Source organism: Imtechella halotolerans, from assembly GCF_028743515.2.
GTDB lineage: Bacteria > Bacteroidota > Bacteroidia > Flavobacteriales > Flavobacteriaceae > Imtechella > Imtechella halotolerans.
Genome location: NZ_CP117969.2, coordinates 1,858,502 through 1,876,740, shown reverse-complemented (window position 1 = coordinate 1,876,740; position 18,239 = coordinate 1,858,502). Strand labels below are relative to the sequence as shown.

Below are 18,239 nucleotides of genomic sequence, written 5' to 3'. Positions count from 1 at the left end.
AGTTTGTATTTTGAAGTGCAAATATACAATGTAATTTCTGTCTTATTTATATTTCTGAAATGCTTTTACTTAAGCACATTTTTTTAAAAAAGAGCCCTAAAAAACAGGGGTTTTTGAAAGATAAAGGGCATAGCCGAATGATTAACAAAAGATTATCTTTTATCTAGTGTGTAAAAATGAACAAATAAAATGTACCTTTGCGCCCTTAAAATTCCACTATGACAACTATTAAGAATATTGCCATTATTGCCCACGTTGACCACGGCAAAACAACCTTGGTCGATAAAATCTTGCACCACTGTGCGCTCTTCCGTGAAAATCAGGAAACAGGAGAGCTTATTTTAGATAACAATGACTTGGAACGCGAACGCGGAATTACCATTCTTTCTAAGAACGTTTCGGTGCAATATAAAGGTACCAAGATTAACATTATTGATACTCCAGGCCACGCTGATTTTGGAGGAGAAGTAGAACGTGTCCTCAATATGGCTGATGGTGTACTGCTATTAGTTGATGCATTCGAGGGGCCAATGCCACAGACTCGATTTGTTCTTCAAAAAGCAATACAAATGAAGTTGAAACCTATAGTGGTTGTTAATAAAGTAGACAAGGAGAACTGTACTCCAGAGGAAGTTCATGAGGCGGTATTTGACCTAATGTTTGAATTGGGAGCTGAAGAATGGCAGCTGGATTTTCCTACCGTATATGGTTCTGCTAAGAACAATTGGATGAGTGAAGATTGGAAAAAGCAGACTTCCAATATTGAACCTTTATTGGATATGGTTGTTGAGCATATCCCTTCACCTGTAATAGAGGAAGGGTCTACCCAGATGCTTATAACTTCGTTGGATTATTCATCATTTACCGGACGTATTGCAATCGGTCGTTTACAAAGAGGTGTATTACGTTCAGCTATGAATGTGTCTTTAGTAAAAAGAGATGGTAAGGTTGTTAAATCAAAAATTAAAGAGCTTCATACCTTTGATGGACTAGGACGTAAAAAGGTGGAAGAAGTGCAAGCAGGTGATATATGTGCCATTGCTGGTTTGGAAGGATTTGAAATTGGAGATACAATTGCAGATTTCGAAAACCCAGAAGCATTGCCGACCATTGCTATAGATGAGCCTACAATGAGTATGTTGTTTACGATTAATGACTCTCCTTTCTTTGGTAAGGATGGTAAGTTTGTTACATCCCGACATATTAAAGAACGTTTAGAGCGTGAATTGGAGAAAAACTTGGCTTTACGCGTTGAATCCACAGATAGCGCTGATAAATTTATGGTGTATGGACGTGGTGTGTTGCATTTATCAGTTTTAATTGAAACAATGCGACGTGAGGGGTATGAGCTTCAAATCGGACAGCCTCAGGTTATAATTAAGGAAATAGATGGTGTAAAGTGTGAGCCTGTAGAGGAGCTTACTATTGACCTACCTGAGGATGTGTCAGGAAAAGCAGTTGAAATGGTAACTGTACGTAAAGGGGAAATGTTAAGTATGGAACCTAAAGGGGAACGTATGATTATGAAGTTTCTTATTCCTTCAAGAGGGATTATTGGCTTGAGAAATCAACTATTAACCGCCACTGCAGGAGAAGCTATTATGAACCATCGATTTTTGGAATATCAACCTTTTAGAGGGGAAATACCAGGGCGTATTAATGGTTCTTTGATTTCCATGGAAAAAGGAACTTCTATACCATACTCAATGGATAAACTTCAAGACAGAGGGAAATTTTTTATTTTTCCAGGTGAAGAAATCTACACTGGACAGGTAATTGGAGAGAATTCACGAAGTGATGATATGGTTGTAAATGTTACTAAAACCAAGAAATTGACTAATATCCGATCAGCTGGTGCAGATGATAAAGTACGTTTGGCTCCTCCAATTAAGTTCTCATTGGAAGAGGCATTGGAATACATCCAAAAAGATGAATATGTGGAAGTAACTCCTAAGACGATGCGATTACGTAAGATCTATCTTGACGAGAATGAACGTAAACGAATGGAGAAAAGCTTTGGATAATATGGAAAATCCGCTCATATTGAGCGGATTTTTTTTACTTTTACTTTTATGGAACTATTTGGAATAACACTTACGGATGGTGTTGGGTACTTGGCATCACTGTTACTCATGATTTCTTTTGCACTTAAAAACGTAAGGAGTTTACGTATTGTAAATTCATTTGGTTGTATCGCCTTTATAATTTATGGATTTATGTTATCTACTTCCTGGCCTATCATTATTACCAATGGATTTATAGTCGCCATGAATTCCTATTATCTGTTTTTCAAAAAGCAGAATTAATTGAGAGGTGAATTTGAAATAGAGAGTATTACACACTCTTTTGCACGACTTCGAAAATCTTACCTCCATCACATTTAAGTGTCTTGGAAGGGAACTTTAGTAAGAGGGCGTAATCGTGCGTGGCCATAAGTATGGTTCGACCATTGGCATTTATATCTCTTAATAATTTCATTACCTCAACACTAGTTTGTGGGTCAAGGTTTCCTGTAGGTTCATCTGCTAAAATAAGCTCTGGATCATTTAGCAGAGCTCTTGCAATGGCTACACGTTGTTGCTCACCTCCAGATAATTCATGGGGAAACTTAAATCCTTTGGTTTTCATATCTACTTTATCCAGAACAATATCAATTTGATGATTGATTTCACTTATATCTTTCCATCCTGTAGCTTTTAATACAAATTCAAAATTGGCATGTACTGTACGATCAGGTAGTAGTTTAAAGTCTTGAAATACGATTCCTAATTTGCGACGTAAAAAAGGAATATCTTTTTCTTTAAGTGTTCTTAAATCAAAGTCAACGACACGACCATTACCATCTGTTAGAGGTATATCACCATAAAGAGTTTTCATGAAACTACTTTTTCCACTACCAGTCTTTCCAATGAGATAAACGAATTCACCTTTTTCTACACGTAGGTTTACGTCACTAAGTACCAGATTTTCCTTTTGGAAAATAGAAGCATCACGCAATTCTAAAATGGTTTCGGCCATATAATTGTTATATATAAAGTAGAGCGATAAAGGTAACAACTAAAACGTCGATTCAAAAAAAAATATTGAATTAAAGTTAAATTGCAAAACAGAAATAAAGCCATTTACAATTGTAAATGGCTTTACGATCCTTGATAAAAAAATGCTTAGTCTAGTTTTTTACTCAAATGGAAACCTATAAAAAGTCCTATACCCGATAATAGGAAAATGGTTCCTGGGTACGCAACAGATCTTTCTAAATTGAGTTGGTAATGCATAAATGAAGCCAAAAAGATTCCTACACCTACACCAATTAGTAACAAGGAAAGGTTAAGTAAAAAGATCTTCCAGACAGGAGCAGTCTTCTGATCCTTGTTAAAAAAAATAGAGGCATCTGCTCCCTTTTCAATTAATGCAAGGCGCTCCTTATTACGGGTTGAGTAATGTAAATAGGCAATTGCGAAGATGGCAAAAAATAAACTAACAAATACAATAACTGGTTCCATGTTTTCTGATTTTATGAATTGTTTACCATTATGACAGAGAAAGCGGTTAGGTGGTTACAAAATCAGTTTATTTTTTTTTAATTTAATCTGTAACCAATTTTGTAAATTCAAAGTCATATTAGCATATGACTAACCAACAAGACCATATTTATATAGGGCGCATTCTTAATGGGGATGTAAATGCATATTCATATTTGGTTCATAAATACCAGAATATGGTTTTTACTATGGCTTTTAGGATATTGCATAATAGAGAGGAGGCTGAGGATGCGGCTCAAGAAGCATTTGTGAAGTGCTTTAAGTCGCTAAATGGGTTTAAGGGGGATTCAAAGTTCTCAACTTGGTTATATAGAATTGTTTATCACACTTGTTTAGATAAAATTAAGGATCAGAAAAGGATGGTTACTTCAGAAATTATTGATGAATTACATGAAGGGGAAATTGGGTTGATTGATAATGTTCTTGTTAGTATTGAACAGGAAGAGCGCTCTAAGTTGATTCATCAAGCACTATCACAATTAAACGAAGATGAACAAATGATAGTAACTCTATATTATTTTGAGGAGATGTCTTTGAGAGAAATTAGTGAAATTGTGATGATTTCTATGGATAATATTAAAGTAAAATTATTTCGCAGTCGTAAAAAGCTGTTTGATATATTGAAGCATAAAATGGGATTATTAATTGAACGGTCATGAGCACTCAAGAAGAAAAACAATTAGATGATTTTGTAAGGAAAGTAATTACGGAACAGAGACTTGATGAGCCATCTCCTAGTTTTGTAAATAATGTGATGCGGAAAGTGGTGGCTGCTAGCCACAAGGTCTTTGTATACAGGCCACTTATAAGTACTCGTTCATGGTATTTAATTGCTATGGGACTTGTGGTCTTGTTTGGTTATACATTTTCTTTTAAAGATTCTTCAAAAGTTGCTAATTCTGTCAGTGAGGCTCTTCAAAATGCATTTGACGTTTTAGAGTTTTCATCAACGGTAAGTTCTAGTATCCTAGTTATCTTGTTTATGATTATTTTAGAGGTGTATCTGATAAAATATTTACATGGTCGTAACTCAAAAAAGTGATTAGAAATCCAATAGGGGTGAAATAGGGTTTGTGACAAAATTCAATTAAATATAATTATAGCACGATTCTTGCGTTAATAGTTTGATGTTTGCCTAAATTTGAATTTAGTAAAAAAACCGTATGAAAAAGACAAGCTTCCTAAGGCTGTTGGCGCTGTTTTGCTTTTCAGCTTCGACATTTGCACAGCAGTCAAAAATTTACACCCATTCACAAAAAGATTTTCAGGATGCCCTTACACTGTATAATAATAAACAGTATCAAGCGGCACAAGCACTTTTTACTTCTGTAAAAGAAAAAGCTACCGATGAAGAAACCCAAGCAAATTGCGCCTACTATATTGCAAATAGTGCTATAAGGTTAAATAAGATTGGTGCTGATAAGCTAATGGAGGACTTTGTGGCGGATTATCCTACCTCTACAAAACGGAATACTGCCTACATAGATGTGGCTGATTATTACTTTGAACAAGGAAAATATCCCCAAGCTCTAAAATGGTATGATAGAGTCATGGAGAGTAATATGAGTCATAAAGAACGTGAGCGATTTAATTTTAATAAGGGATATGCATTATTTACAGCTAAAAAGTACAAGGATTCTCGTGCATATTTTGAGACGGTAACCCATACGCCTACTTATGGGGCTCAAGCTAAATATTATATAGGTTATATGGCGTATCAATCGGATGATTATCGTCAGGCAAATCAATATTTTGATCAAATTCAAACGGATGAGCAGCTTAGTGAAAAATTATCCTATTATCAAGCAGATATGAGCTTTAAAACTGGTGATTTTAATAAAGCTATTGAACAAGCAACTAATCAGTTACAGAAATCAAACGATGCTGATGAGGTCTCTGAACTTAATAAAATTATAGGAGAGAGTTATTTCAATTTGAAAGAATATGATAAGGCCATTCCATTTCTAACTAATTATAAAGGAAAAAAAGGCAAATTTAATAATACTGATTTTTATTTGTTGGGATATTCATATTACAAAGGGAATGATTACGAGAGTGCCATAAATCAGTTTAATAAAATTATCGATGGACAGAATTCCGTGTCGCAAAATGCCTATTATCACCTAGCAGAATGTTACCTTAATACGGATAAGAAGCAGCAAGCGCTAAATGCTTTTAGGAATGCATCGCAAATGACTTTTAATCCGCAAATCCAGCAAGATGCCTATCTTAATTATGCACGTTTAAGTTACGAAATAGGTAATCCTTATGAGAGTGTTCCTCAGGTCTTATTGACGTTTTTGAAAACCTATCCTGCTAGCCCTCAAAAAGAAGAGATGGAGAGCTTGCTAGTGGATTCATACATTACTTCTCGTAATTATGAAGCGGCTTTGGATTTGTTGGAAAACAATCGAAATTTTGCTAGTAAAGAGGTGTATCAGAGAGTTTCATATTACAGAGGAATTGAATTGTTCAATGATGAGAAATATCATGAGGCTAAATCTTATTTTGAGAAATCACTTAAAGAACCTCGTGATAATAGTTTTATAGCAAAGGCTACCTATTGGAAGGCTGAAACAGATTATTTACTTGGAAACTATGAGGCGGCCTTAATAGGGTATAGACAATTTCAACAGAATTCAATAGCCTCGACTACGCCAGAATTTTCGAACATAGAATACAGCATTGCATATGCTTATTTTAATCAAAAGAACTATCAACAGTCGGCAAGCCATTTTAACAACTATGTAAATAAGAATTCAAGTGATAACTCACGATTAGTAGATGCTTGGTTGCGTTTAGGAGATAGCCATTTTGTAAACCGATCTTATTGGCCAGCAATGGAAGCTTATAACAAGGCTATTGCGATGAAAGGGCCAGATACAGATTATGCACATTTTCAAAAAGCTATAAGTTATGGTTTTGTAAATCGTAATGCGACAAAGATCGAAGAACTCAATAAGTTTGTAAATGCATATCCAAAGTCACATTTGAGACAAGATGCAATGTTTGAATTGGGGAATACCTATATATTAGAGAATCAGACCTCCAAAGGTATTGATGTATACAATAGATTAGTGAGTGAGTATAGGAATAGTGCTTTTGTCCCAAGAGCATTATTACGAGAAGGGTTGGTGTATTACAATGGAAATCAAAACGAACAAGCTTTGATGAAGTTCAAATCTATAGCTCGTGATTACCCTAACACACAGGAGGCTTCACAAGCAGTGGCAACTGCAAAATTGATTTATGTTGATTTGGGACGTGTAGATGAATATGCAGCTTGGGTAAAAGGCCTTGACTTTGTTGAAGTTACTAATGCTGAATTGGATAATGCAACATTTGAGTCAGCTGAAAGACAATACCTTCAAAATAAACCTGATGCTGCCATTAAAGGTTTCGAGGGATATGTTCGCGAGTTTCCAAGTGGGCTTCATGCTTTACAAGCGAATTTTTACCTAGCACAGTTGTATTTTTCTAAAAATCAAAAGTCACAATCTGTTCCTCATTATGAGTACGTGGTTGACCGAGGTAAAAATGAATATACAGAGCAGTCTTTAGCTAGATTGAGCCAGCTATATTTGGATGATCAAAATACCAATAAAGCTATACCATTGTTGAAACGTTTGGAAAATGAATCCAATGTGTCTCAGAATATTACCTATGCTCAGTCCAATCTTATGAAAATTTATTATGAGATGAAAGATTATAGTGAAACCATCTCATATGCAGAAAAAGTATTAAGTGCTAAAGGAGTAGACAATAGAATAAAAAGTGATGCTCATATCATGATTGCCAGATCTTCAATGCAGACAGGTGATGAAAATAGGGCTAAGACAGCCTACGCAGAAGTTAGGAAAGTTGCTACAGGTGGATTGGCTGCAGAGGCCTTGTATTATGATGCTTACTTTAAACATAAAGAAGATAAGTATGATGCTTCAAATCAGGCAGTACAGAATTTAGCTAAAGAGTTTGGCGGTTATAAAGAGTTTAGTGCTCGCGGTTTAGTCCTAATGGCTAAAAACTTTTATGCGTTGGGTGATGCTTATCAAGCTACCTACATTTTGGATAGTGTGGTGCAAAATTTTGCGGAGTATCCGGATATCGTAGCTGAGGCATCTTCGGAACTAGCACGTATCAAAAACGAGGAATCTAAAAGAAATGCATCGGTTAATCCTGATGGTAACTAAAACTGATTTCCAAGATGAAAACACTAAATGTTAATTCAAGATTTAAATTTATGCGAAAGCTCCAATATATTTTTTCAGCCTTATTAATTACATCAGTTGTAAATGCTCAGGATAAACCATTAGGAACGGAAGTAATTAATGTTGTTAAGCCATATACACCTTCAATAGCTGATGCATTTAAATTGCGTGAGCTTCCATCTATTAGCGATTCAATTATTCTTACTAAAAAGAAAATTAAATATACTATTTTTTCTGTTCCAGTGGCTTCAACATTTACGCCAGCAAAGGGAGTTGCTTCTTCAGTACGGAAAGGACCTAAAGAACAACTTTATAATTCGTATGCATCTCTGGGGGTAGGAAATTATTCAAATGTAGTATTTGATTTTTACACAGGAATGACCTTAAGTAGGAATGATGCTTTTGATGTGGGAGTTCGTCATCATTCCTCTCAAGGAGGGATTGCTGATGTATTGGTGGAGGATCATTTTTTTGATTCAAAAATTGATCTAGGCTATACCTACAGAGATAGGGATATGGCATGGGGAATTCGGGCCGGAGCCTTGCATAAAGTCTATAACTGGTATGGAATTCCACAAGAACAATTTATAAATGTAGCTTTGAATGATATGTCAGACGTGCATCAACGATATTTAGGAGCCGAGGTAGGGGCTAAAGTTGAATTCGAGGATGCCATTTTTGAGAGTGCTGAGTTGTTAGTAAATGGTATGTGGGATAGGTTTGATAGTAACGAAACTCGATTTGTTTTTAAACCTAAATTTAGTATTCCATCTTCAAACGAAAACATACAACTAGTCCTTACGGCTGATTATCTTAATGGAAATTTTAATCGTAATTTTGAAGGAAGTAATGGTATAGATTACGGGTATCTATTAGCTGGGGCTACACCTAGTTTTGAATTGAAAAAGGATGATGTAACCTTGAAATTAGGAGCTTCAATTTTTTATGGAAGAGATACAAAAGCCAATGATGGAAATCTATACATCTATCCTCAAATTACAGCATCCTATCGATTGATTGATGAGTATGTTACTATTTATGGAGGTATCGAAGGAGGTTTAGAACAGAATAGTTACCGTGCCTTTGTTGATGAAAATCCATTTGTATCTCCTACTCTTACTATCAGACCTACTGATATGCAGTACGATGCTTATGCAGGTATTAAGGGAAAATTTTTACCTAATCTTGGATATCATTTTAAAGGAAGTTATACAGCCGCTAGAGACCGTGCCCTGTTTTTATCAAATCCAATGGATACCACAGGAGATTCTTTTGGGTATAAATATGGGAATTCGTTTGGAATAGTGTACGATCATGTGAAAACGTTTTCTGGTTTTGGGGAGCTTTCTGTTGATATTAATAGGGATTTTACATTAGGTATTAATGCGGAGGTTATGAAGTATACCCTTTCAGAAGAAGAGGAAGCTTGGAATTTACCAAAGATTCGAGGATCGTTTTTTATGGATTATCAGATTAATGAACAGTGGTATGCAGGTGCTAATTTATTTTATATGGGGGAACGTGAAGATATGTTTTCTAAAAACCAATTACTATCGCCAAATGACCCAACCTATGAAGCTCCACAGCAAATAACGTTAGATAGTTATTTTGATGTTAATTTTAATGTCGGTTATCGTTTTAATAAACAGCTTTCAGCTTTTGTGAAAGTTAATAATCTTACGAGCAATACCTATGCGCGTTGGATGGATTATCAGGTACAAGGTCTTCAAATATTGGGTGGGGCCATTTATAAGTTTGATCTGTAACTAAGCACGTCTGTCTATTTTCGCGGAAGCGAATATGTGTAGAAAAGCATCTGTTTGAACAGATGCTTTTTGTATTTTAGACGATGTCTATACAATAGTTAATTCTGTTGATTAAATTTTATTTAAAATGAGAAAACTAATATTAATCATAGGGGGGCTTTTAATGAGCTGTGCTCCGAATAAAAAGGAAGTTGATTTTTTGGTTATTAATGCGAATGTCTACACAGTAGATTCAGTTTTTTCTACTGCTAGTGCTTTTGCTATTGAAGATGGGAGATTTGTAGCCATTGGAAATGAAGAGGAAATCCAGAATAGGTATACTTCTTCTAGAATATTAGACGCTGAGGGTAAAACAATTGTTCCAGGGTTTATTGATGCTCATTGTCATTTCTATGGATTGGGAATGAACCGTCAAATAGCAGATTTATCGGGAACATCAAGCTTTGAGGAAGTGATTCAACGCATGGTTGCTTTTCAAAAAGAAAATAAATCAGTTGTATTAAGAGGAAGAGGGTGGGATCAAAATGATTGGGAAGTAAAATTGTTCCCTTCAAAGGAAAGATTGGATCAACTTTTTCCTGATACTCCCGTTGTATTGGAGCGTATAGATGGTCATGCGTATCTTGTTAATCAAAAAGCATTGGAAATGGCTGGGATAGATGCTAGAACAATGGTTCCTGGTGGCTTTGTAGAGTTGCATAATGGTGAGCCAACAGGTATTCTTGTTGATAGTCCAATGGGGCTTGTTGACAAGGTAATGCCAGTGGCAAATCGAGAGATGCAAATAAATGCTTTGTTAGATGCTCAAGAGGTTTGCTTTAAGTATGGTCTTACAACTGTAAATGATGCAGGACTTGATCGAGATGTTATAGAGCTTATTGATAGCTTGCAACAAGTAGGATTATTAGATATGCGTGTATATGCAATGGTAAGTGCTACTTCAAATAATCTAGATTATTATTTACCTAAAGGTATCGTAAAAACAGAAAAGTTACATGTGCGATCTGTAAAGGTATATGGAGATGGGGCGCTTGGATCTCGAGGAGCAGCAATGAAAGCGTCTTATAGTGATAAACATAATCACTTCGGGGCTATGGTGACCACCTCTGAGGAAGTGAATCATTTGGCAAAACGCATTGCTGAAAGTGATTACCAAATGAATTCTCATGCAATTGGAGATTCTGCTAATGTAGTTATTCTCAAAGCGTATCAATCTGCTTTGCAAGGAAAGGGAGATCGCAGATGGAAAATTGAACATGCGCAGATTGTTGATGTAAACGATTTTGATTATTTCTCTAAAGGTATTATTCCTTCAATTCAACCAACACATGCAACAAGTGATATGTATTGGGCGGAGGAGCGCATAGGAAGTAGTCGTATGCAAGGTGCATATGCTTATAAGACCTTGTTGGAAAAGGCAGGATTAGTTGCTTTGGGAACTGATTTTCCAGTAGAACAGGTGAATCCATTTCATACTTTCTATGCTGCTGTTGCTCGGAAGGATTCAAAGCTGTTTCCTCAGGAAGGATTTCAAATGAAGGATGCGCTTAGTAGACAGGAAGCTTTACGTGGTATGACCATATGGAGTGCTTATTCTAATTTTGAAGAGAAGGAGAAGGGAAGTATTGAGATAGGTAAATGGGCTGATTTTATTGTTTTAGATAAGGATATAATGAGGGTGCCTATTGATGAGGTTTTAATGATGAAGGTAGAACAAACGTATCTGGGAGGTAAGCAAGTTAACTAATAATAATAGAGCCGTGTTTTACACGGCTCTATTATTTACAATTATATTGTAGTAGTTTAAAGTTCAATAGTAACCGAGGTCTTCGTGGTGTCCCACCCTAGAACTAAATCAACTCCGCTTTCTGAACCAGAAAAAGTGATTGAAAAAGCTTCAATAGTATCTTCTAATTTTTCAACCGGTACAACAACGCGCGCTACATCCAAGTCCTCTTTATAAGAGTAGGCTCCCCAGATATCTAAATCTTTATTAAGTATGAAAGTCCACTCTTTTTTTCCAGGAATAGTAAACAACGAATAAGTTCCCGCTTTAACGGCTTGTCCTCCAAATACAACATCTTTATAAAAAGTAATTTCGGTGGCTTCATTAGCTCCTGTACGCCACACTTTGTCGTATGGTATTATTCCTCCAAAAATGGTTCGCCCATTTTTTAGTGGTCTTCCGTACACAATTTTCATTGTTGGAGGCGCATTTCGATCTGCACGGTAGTAACTGATATCATGAGGGCTCTTGTCTATAGAAGGGAATTTTTGAGCGATGGCATTAGTTGTTGAAAAGGCAGTGAATAGGCAAATTAAAGCCATAGTAATTAGTGGTTTCATATAAATAATTTTAAATGGGTTAACTGATTTAAGAATTACTAAGATAACTTCAATTGTAATATAAAAATTGTGCCAGCTTTCAATTTTTAATAATAAGTTCTTAGTAAGAGGTGTTAATTGTTTCGAATTAATCGAATAGTACTATTTTTTGTTTTAAAATGTAATATATTTAATGTTGTTTGTTTTTAAAGTGAAATCTTAAGTTAATATTTGCATTCAAATTAGAAGTAATTGTTATGTGTGGAATTGTTTGTGCTTTTGATCTAAAGGAAAAGGCAGCGGTATTAAGACCGCAAGTGTTGGAGATGTCTAAAAAGATACGTCATAGAGGTCCTGATTGGAGTGGAATTTATAATGATGAAAAAGCTATTATGGCGCATGAGCGTTTGGCAATTGTAGATCCAGCTTCAGGAAAGCAACCTTTATTTAGTGAAGATAGAAAGCTGGTTTTGGCGGCCAACGGGGAAATTTATAACCACAGAGAATTGCGTAAGCAATTGAAAGAATCTTATTCTTTTCAAACAGAATCAGATTGTGAAGTTATATTGGCCTTGTATAAGGAAAAGGGAGTTCATTTTTTGGATGAGATGAATGGGATTTTTGGGTTTGCATTATATGATGTTGAACAAGATTCCTATTTTATTGCACGTGATCACATTGGGATAATTCCTTTATATGTCGGTTGGGACGCTAATGGAACATTTTATGTAGCCTCTGAGTTAAAAGCTCTAGAAGGAGTATGTACTAAAATTCAATTATTTCCTCCAGGTCATTATCTGTCTAGTACTGATGGAGTTTTTGTAAGATGGTATAAGCGAGATTGGGTGGAATATGAAGCTGTAAAAGATAACGAAACTAGTGTTGAGCAGGTGCGTGATGCCCTTGAAGCGGCTGTTCATCGTCAATTGATGAGTGATGTTCCATACGGAGTGTTGTTGTCTGGTGGGTTAGATTCTTCAGTAACGTCTGCGATTGCTAAAAAATATGCTCAAAAGCGTATTGAAAGTGATGATACTACTGAAGCTTGGTGGCCCCAATTACATTCGTTCTCGGTAGGTTTGGAGGGGTCTCCAGATTTAGCTGCTGCACGTAAAGTAGCAGAACATATAGGGACAATACATCATGAAATTAAATTTACTATTCAAGAAGGGTTGGATGCTATACGAGATGTGATTTATAACCTTGAAACCTATGATATTACCACGGTAAGGGCCTCAACCCCGATGTATCTTATGGCACGCGTAATCAAATCAATGGGGATAAAAATGGTATTGTCAGGCGAAGGGGCGGATGAACTTTTTGGAGGATATCTTTATTTTCATAAAGCTCCTAATGCTCAGGAATTTCATGAAGAAACAGTTCGAAAATTAGATAAGCTTCATATGTATGATTGTTTGCGAGCCAATAAAAGTTTAGCAGCATGGGGGATAGAAGGAAGGGTGCCCTTTTTAGATAAGGAGTTTATGGACGTAGCCATGCGTCTTAATCCAAAGGATAAGATGATTAATGGTGAACGTATGGAAAAGTGGGTTGTTCGTAAGGCGTTTGAATCCTATTTACCTGAAAGTGTCGCTTGGAGACAAAAGGAGCAATTTTCGGATGGAGTTGGGTATAGTTGGATAGATACTCTTAAGAAGGTTGTTAGTGAAGAAGTTACAGATGAGCAACTAGCTAATGCTAAATATCGTTTTCCTTTACAGACGCCTACCTCTAAGGAGGAATTTTATTACCGTTCAATTTTTGCTGAGCATTTTCCTAGTGATGCTGCAGCCTTATGTGTGCCTCAAGAACCATCAGTGGCTTGTAGTACGAAAATAGCTCTGGAATGGGATGAGGCGTTTAAAAATATGAACGACCCTTCAGGTAGGGCTGTTGCCAAGGTGCATGCCGATGCATACGAAAAATAATTGCTATTCATATATAATTGCTGATTTAAATGAGCTCACTGAAAGGTGAGCTCATTTTGTTTAAGGAGCTATTTTCCACAATTTTTGTTGATAACTTATATGGTTAAAAAGCAATGAAAACCCTGAATTTAGGTAAGGTTTGTTATATTTGCCTGTTATGCAATTTTTATTAAAAAAGCACTGATTTTATGAGTGAAGAAGTAAAGAAGAATAATAATTATTCTGCAGATAGTATTCAAGCGCTGGAGGGAATGGAGCACGTACGTATGCGTCCTTCAATGTATATTGGTGATGTTGGGCCACGTGGATTGCACCATTTAGTATATGAGGTGGTTGATAACTCTATAGATGAGGCGTTGGCTGGTCATTGTGATACTATTAAAGTAACTATAAACGAAGATAATTCCATTACGGTAGAAGATAATGGTCGTGGAATTCCGGTAGATATACACAAGAAAGAAGGGATTTCAGCTTTGGAAGTGGTAATGACCAAAATTGGAGCTGGAGGTAAGTTTGATAAAGACTCGTATAAGGTTTCAGGAGGTTTACATGGTGTAGGTGTGTCTTGTGTTAATGCGTTGTCTGATCATTTGCGTGCCACTGTTCACCGTGAAGGAGTTGTTTGGGAGCAAGAATATGAACGCGGAAAGGCGATTTATCCTGTTAAGCAAATTGGGACAACTGATAAGCGAGGGACTATTGTTACCTTCAAACCTGATAGTACAATTTTTCAGCAAACCTTGGAGTATAGTTATGATACACTTGCTTCTCGTATGCGTGAATTGTCATATCTCAATAAAGGAATTACCATTACTTTAACTGATAGACGTCATAAAAAGGAAAATGGTGAATTTGAAGGTGAGGTATTTCATTCTCAAGAAGGGTTAAAAGAGTTTATTCGTTTTTTGGATGGAAATCGAGAGCCAATTATTGCTGAGGTTATCTCTATGGAAGGAGAGAAAAATGATATTCCTGTTGAAGTGGCAATGGTATATAATTCTTCGTTTAATGAGAATCTTCATTCGTATGTGAACAATATTAATACACATGAAGGCGGTACGCATTTGGCTGGTTTTAGAAGAGGTTTGACTACAACTTTGAAGAAATATGCGGATTCTTCAGGGATGTTAGATAAATTGAAGTTCGAAATTTCAGGAGATGATTTCCGTGAAGGATTAACTGCTATTGTATCTGTTAAGGTTGCAGAACCTCAATTTGAAGGACAGACCAAAACTAAATTAGGAAATAGGGAAGTTACAGCGGCTGTATCGCAAGCGGTTTCTGAAATGTTGGAAAATTATTTGGAAGAGCATCCTAATGATGCCCGTACCATTGTGCAAAAGGTTATTTTGGCTGCTCAGGCTCGTCATGCAGCTCGTAAGGCCCGTGAGATGGTGCAGCGTAAAACCGTGATGAGTGGTGGAGGACTTCCTGGTAAATTATCGGATTGTGCTGAGCAAGATCCTGTAAAATGTGAGGTATTCCTTGTTGAGGGAGACTCAGCGGGCGGTACGGCTAAACAAGGACGTGATCGTAATTTTCAAGCAATTCTTCCACTACGTGGTAAGATTTTGAATGTAGAGAAGGCCATGCAACATAAAGTGTTCGAGAATGAAGAAATTCGAAACATTTTTACGGCATTAGGGGTTACTATTGGCACAGAAGAGGATAGTAAAGCTTTGAATCTTGAAAAACTCCGTTATCATAAAGTTGTAATTATGTGTGATGCTGATGTCGATGGTTCTCACATTGCAACACTTATACTTACATTCTTCTTCCGATATATGAAGGAGCTTATAGAAAATGGTCACGTATTTATTGCGACTCCTCCATTGTATTTGGTTAAAAAAGGAAATAAAAAATCATATGCGTGGAATGATAAAGAGCGTGATAAATTGCAGGAGGAGTTCGGTTCAGGATCCAATGTTCAGCGTTATAAGGGGCTTGGAGAGATGAATGCTGAGCAATTATGGGAGACTACAATGAATCCTGAATTTAGAACCTTACGTCAAGTTACTATTGATAATGGAGGGGAGGCTGATAGGATTTTTTCTATGTTGATGGGAGATGAAGTTCCGCCGCGTAGGGAGTTCATTGAGAAGAATGCTGCTTATGCTAAAATTGATGCTTAATCTTTAAATAAATTTAAAAAACTCACGTTCTATACGTGAGTTTTTTTATGTCCTAAATTTAAACCTACTATGAAAAATGTAACCTTTTCTTTATGTGCTTTGCTATGTCTATCCATAGGCGTGAAGGCGCAAGATAATCTCAATGATTTATTGGCGGCAGGAGTGGCTGATGCTGGACGTTTTACTAATTCCTATTTGGCTCCAGGTACTAACAGTGCGATGTATAGCATGAATAATGGGTGGTTCAATACTGCCAAGGTTAAAAAAGTTCTTGGATTTGAGATTTCTTTAGTTGGTGGGGCCTCATTTACTGGGAGTTCACACAAATCATTTGTTTTGAATACAGCGGACTATGAAAATCTGCAATTTAGAGATGGAAGTTTGTCAAAGGAGGTGTCGACCTCGTTAGGAGATATAACGGGTGTTTTTGCCTATGTGGAGAGTAGTGGTCCGTTAGGGACTACTCAGGAAGCGGAGTTTGAACTTCCTACTGGATTGGCCAATTCAAATATCAATTTTGTACCCTCTGCATTTTTGCAGGCTTCGTTAGGAGTTTTTGAGGGGACTGAGCTTAAAGCGCGTTTTCTTCCAAAAGTTGAAACTGATACGTACCACGCTCAGATGTTTGGCGGAGCTATTCAGCATGAGATTACTCATTGGCTGCCAACAGGGGAGGTAATGCCAGTTGCGATTTCTGGTCTTGTAGCCTATACACATGTGAGTGGTGGATATGATTTTACAGAGACAAATGTAGTAGAAGGGGAAAATCAACGTTTTGAAAATGCGACGAATACATGGCTTTTTCAATTGATAGGTTCCACTAAATTACCTGTAATAAATTTCTATGGAGGGATTGGGTATATTTCCGGAAAATCTGAAACGGATCTCAAAGGGACGTATCGAGTGAAAAGTGGTTTTGTTTCTTCAGAGACGATTGTGGATCCATTTTCAGTAGAAAGTACGGTTTCTGGTCTACGGGGTACTGTAGGTGCACGTCTTAAGTTAGGGATCTTTGGTGTACATGTGGATTACACAATGGCAGAGTATAATAATGTTTCATTTGGGTTAAATTTTGGTGTACGTTAGTAAATATTTAAAGGAGGCATACTGGGCAATTAGTCATTAATTCCTTAATTTTGCGAGAGTTTAAAACTATCAATCTTTAAAAATTTTATACATGAAAGTTACAATAGTAGGAGCAGGAAATGTAGGTGCTACTTGTGCCGATGTGATTGCTTACAGAGGTATTGCCAGTGAGGTGGTTCTTTTGGATATTAAAGAAGGATTTGCAGAGGGAAAAGCGTTGGATATTATGCAATGCGCCAGCAATACAGGGTTTAATACCCGTGTGGTGGGTGTAACCAATGATTATAGTAAAACTGCTGGAAGTGATGTAGTAGTAATTACATCAGGAATACCTCGTAAACCCGGAATGACTCGCGAAGAGCTAATAGGTATCAATGCAGGTATTGTAAAGTCGGTTTCAGAAAGTGTTTTGCAATACTCTCCAAATACTATTATAGTGGTTGTTTCTAATCCAATGGATACTATGACCTATTTGGCATTGAAGGCTACAGGTTTACCTAAGAATAGGATTATAGGTATGGGGGGAGCACTTGATAGCGCACGCTTTAAAACATATTTGTCCTTAGCTCTTGATAAGCCAGTTAATGATATAAAAGGAATGGTAATAGGTGGTCATGGTGATACTACTATGATTCCTTTAACTCGTTTAGCGTCATACAATGGAGTGCCTGTTTCTCAATTCCTTACCGATGAAGCATTGGGGCAGGTAGCGGCTGATACTATGGTTGGCGGAGCTACTTTAACTAAACTTTTAGGTACCTCAGCTTGGTATGCTCCAGGTGCTTCCGTAGCGTATTTGGTGGATAGTATTTTAAATGATCAAAAGAAAATGATTCCTTGCTCTGTTTTCCTTGAAGGAGAGTATGGTCAGGATGATATTTGTATAGGTGTACCTTGTATTATAGGGAAGAATGGAGTTGAACAAATTGTAGATGTTGAGCTTAATGACGGTGAGAAAGAGTTGTTTGCCAAAAGCGCAGCAGCTGTTCGAACTATGAACGAGGCATTGTCAAATGTGTTGTAAACCATTTGAAAATTACGTTATAGAAAACTCCCGAATAAGGGAGTTTTTTTATGGAATGTTTTTTTTGTCTAATGAAGATTGATCGTAAAAGATTACTTAAAAAAGTTGGAGGGAAACAATTGATTTATAAGGAGGTAAAATCTAATTAAAAATTGATTACTTCCGTCGTGTTTCTACGTAAGAATGTGGGTTGTAGCGATGTAGCTATATTTTTTGATTGCAGTAAAA

At 36.5% G+C, this 18,239-nt stretch carries 14 protein-coding genes; 11 read left to right on the top strand and 3 right to left on the bottom strand.

The annotated features are described in order from the left end of the window. Positions 1-218: 218 nt before the first annotated feature. Complete coding sequence (gene typA / locus PT603_RS08430; RefSeq protein ID WP_008239394.1) at positions 219-2,024, top strand: translational GTPase TypA; 1,806 nt, start codon at positions 219-221, stop codon at positions 2,022-2,024. Between the two features lie 48 nt (positions 2,025-2,072). Further along, a complete protein-coding gene (locus tag PT603_RS08425) occupies positions 2,073-2,306 on the top strand; it encodes a hypothetical protein (RefSeq protein WP_008239392.1) in 234 nt (77 codons plus the stop codon). A gap of 28 nt (positions 2,307-2,334) precedes the next feature. On the opposite strand, the gene PT603_RS08420 is transcribed toward PT603_RS08425, so the two are convergent. Together PT603_RS08420 and PT603_RS08415 are read right to left on the bottom strand one after the other, a co-directional pair. After that, positions 2,335-3,018 carry a cell division ATP-binding protein FtsE gene (locus PT603_RS08420; RefSeq protein ID WP_008239390.1) on the bottom strand — a complete coding sequence of 228 codons (684 nt, stop codon included), beginning with the start codon at positions 3,016-3,018 and terminating at the stop codon, positions 2,335-2,337. A 146-nt stretch (positions 3,019-3,164) separates the two neighbouring features. Next, entirely contained in the window at positions 3,165-3,503 is a 339-nt protein-coding gene (locus tag PT603_RS08415; RefSeq protein ID WP_008239388.1) for a DUF6249 domain-containing protein, read from the bottom strand. A gap of 125 nt (positions 3,504-3,628) precedes the next feature. Here PT603_RS08415 and PT603_RS08410 point away from each other — a divergent pair, with 125 nt between their 5' ends. From PT603_RS08410 to PT603_RS08390, 5 genes are all read left to right on the top strand, one after another. Next, a complete protein-coding gene (locus PT603_RS08410) occupies positions 3,629-4,201 on the top strand; it encodes an RNA polymerase sigma factor (RefSeq protein ID WP_008239386.1) in 573 nt (190 codons plus the stop codon). Beyond that, a complete protein-coding gene (locus PT603_RS08405; protein ID WP_008239384.1) occupies positions 4,198-4,584 on the top strand; it encodes a hypothetical protein in 387 nt (128 codons plus the stop codon). Before PT603_RS08410 ends, PT603_RS08405 begins: the two co-directional genes overlap by 4 nt. Positions 4,585-4,705: 121 nt before the next feature. After that, complete coding sequence (locus PT603_RS08400) at positions 4,706-7,732, top strand: tetratricopeptide repeat protein (protein ID WP_008239382.1); 3,027 nt, start codon at positions 4,706-4,708, stop codon at positions 7,730-7,732. 14 nt (positions 7,733-7,746) lie between these two features. Beyond that, positions 7,747-9,516, top strand: a complete 1,770-nt coding sequence (locus PT603_RS08395) for a TonB-dependent receptor (RefSeq protein ID WP_008239381.1) — start codon at positions 7,747-7,749, stop codon at positions 9,514-9,516. Positions 9,517-9,643: 127 nt separating this feature from the next. Further along, on the top strand, positions 9,644-11,263 hold the full coding sequence (locus tag PT603_RS08390; RefSeq protein WP_040488697.1) for an amidohydrolase: 1,620 nt from the start codon (positions 9,644-9,646) through the stop codon (positions 11,261-11,263). 56 nt (positions 11,264-11,319) lie between these two features. Here PT603_RS08390 and PT603_RS08385 read toward each other — a convergent pair whose 3' ends face one another. Continuing rightward, on the bottom strand, positions 11,320-11,862 hold the full coding sequence (locus PT603_RS08385; protein WP_008239376.1) for a DUF2911 domain-containing protein: 543 nt from the start codon (positions 11,860-11,862) through the stop codon (positions 11,320-11,322). 236 nt (positions 11,863-12,098) lie between these two features. On the opposite strand from PT603_RS08385, the gene asnB reads away from it, so the two are divergent. The 4 genes from asnB to mdh all read left to right on the top strand — a co-directional run bounded on the left by asnB (position 12,099) and on the right by mdh (position 18,011). Beyond that, on the top strand, positions 12,099-13,769 hold the full coding sequence (gene asnB, locus PT603_RS08380; protein WP_008239373.1) for an asparagine synthase B: 1,671 nt from the start codon (positions 12,099-12,101) through the stop codon (positions 13,767-13,769). A gap of 188 nt (positions 13,770-13,957) precedes the next feature. After that, entirely contained in the window at positions 13,958-15,901 is a 1,944-nt protein-coding gene (gene gyrB, locus PT603_RS08375) for a DNA topoisomerase (ATP-hydrolyzing) subunit B (protein ID WP_008239371.1), read from the top strand. Positions 15,902-15,970: 69 nt separating this feature from the next. Continuing rightward, a complete protein-coding gene (locus PT603_RS08370; protein WP_008239369.1) occupies positions 15,971-16,987 on the top strand; it encodes a DUF6588 family protein in 1,017 nt (338 codons plus the stop codon). Positions 16,988-17,078: 91 nt separating this feature from the next. Beyond that, a complete protein-coding gene (gene mdh, locus PT603_RS08365) occupies positions 17,079-18,011 on the top strand; it encodes a malate dehydrogenase (RefSeq protein WP_008239367.1) in 933 nt (310 codons plus the stop codon). Positions 18,012-18,239 lie beyond the last annotated feature (228 nt).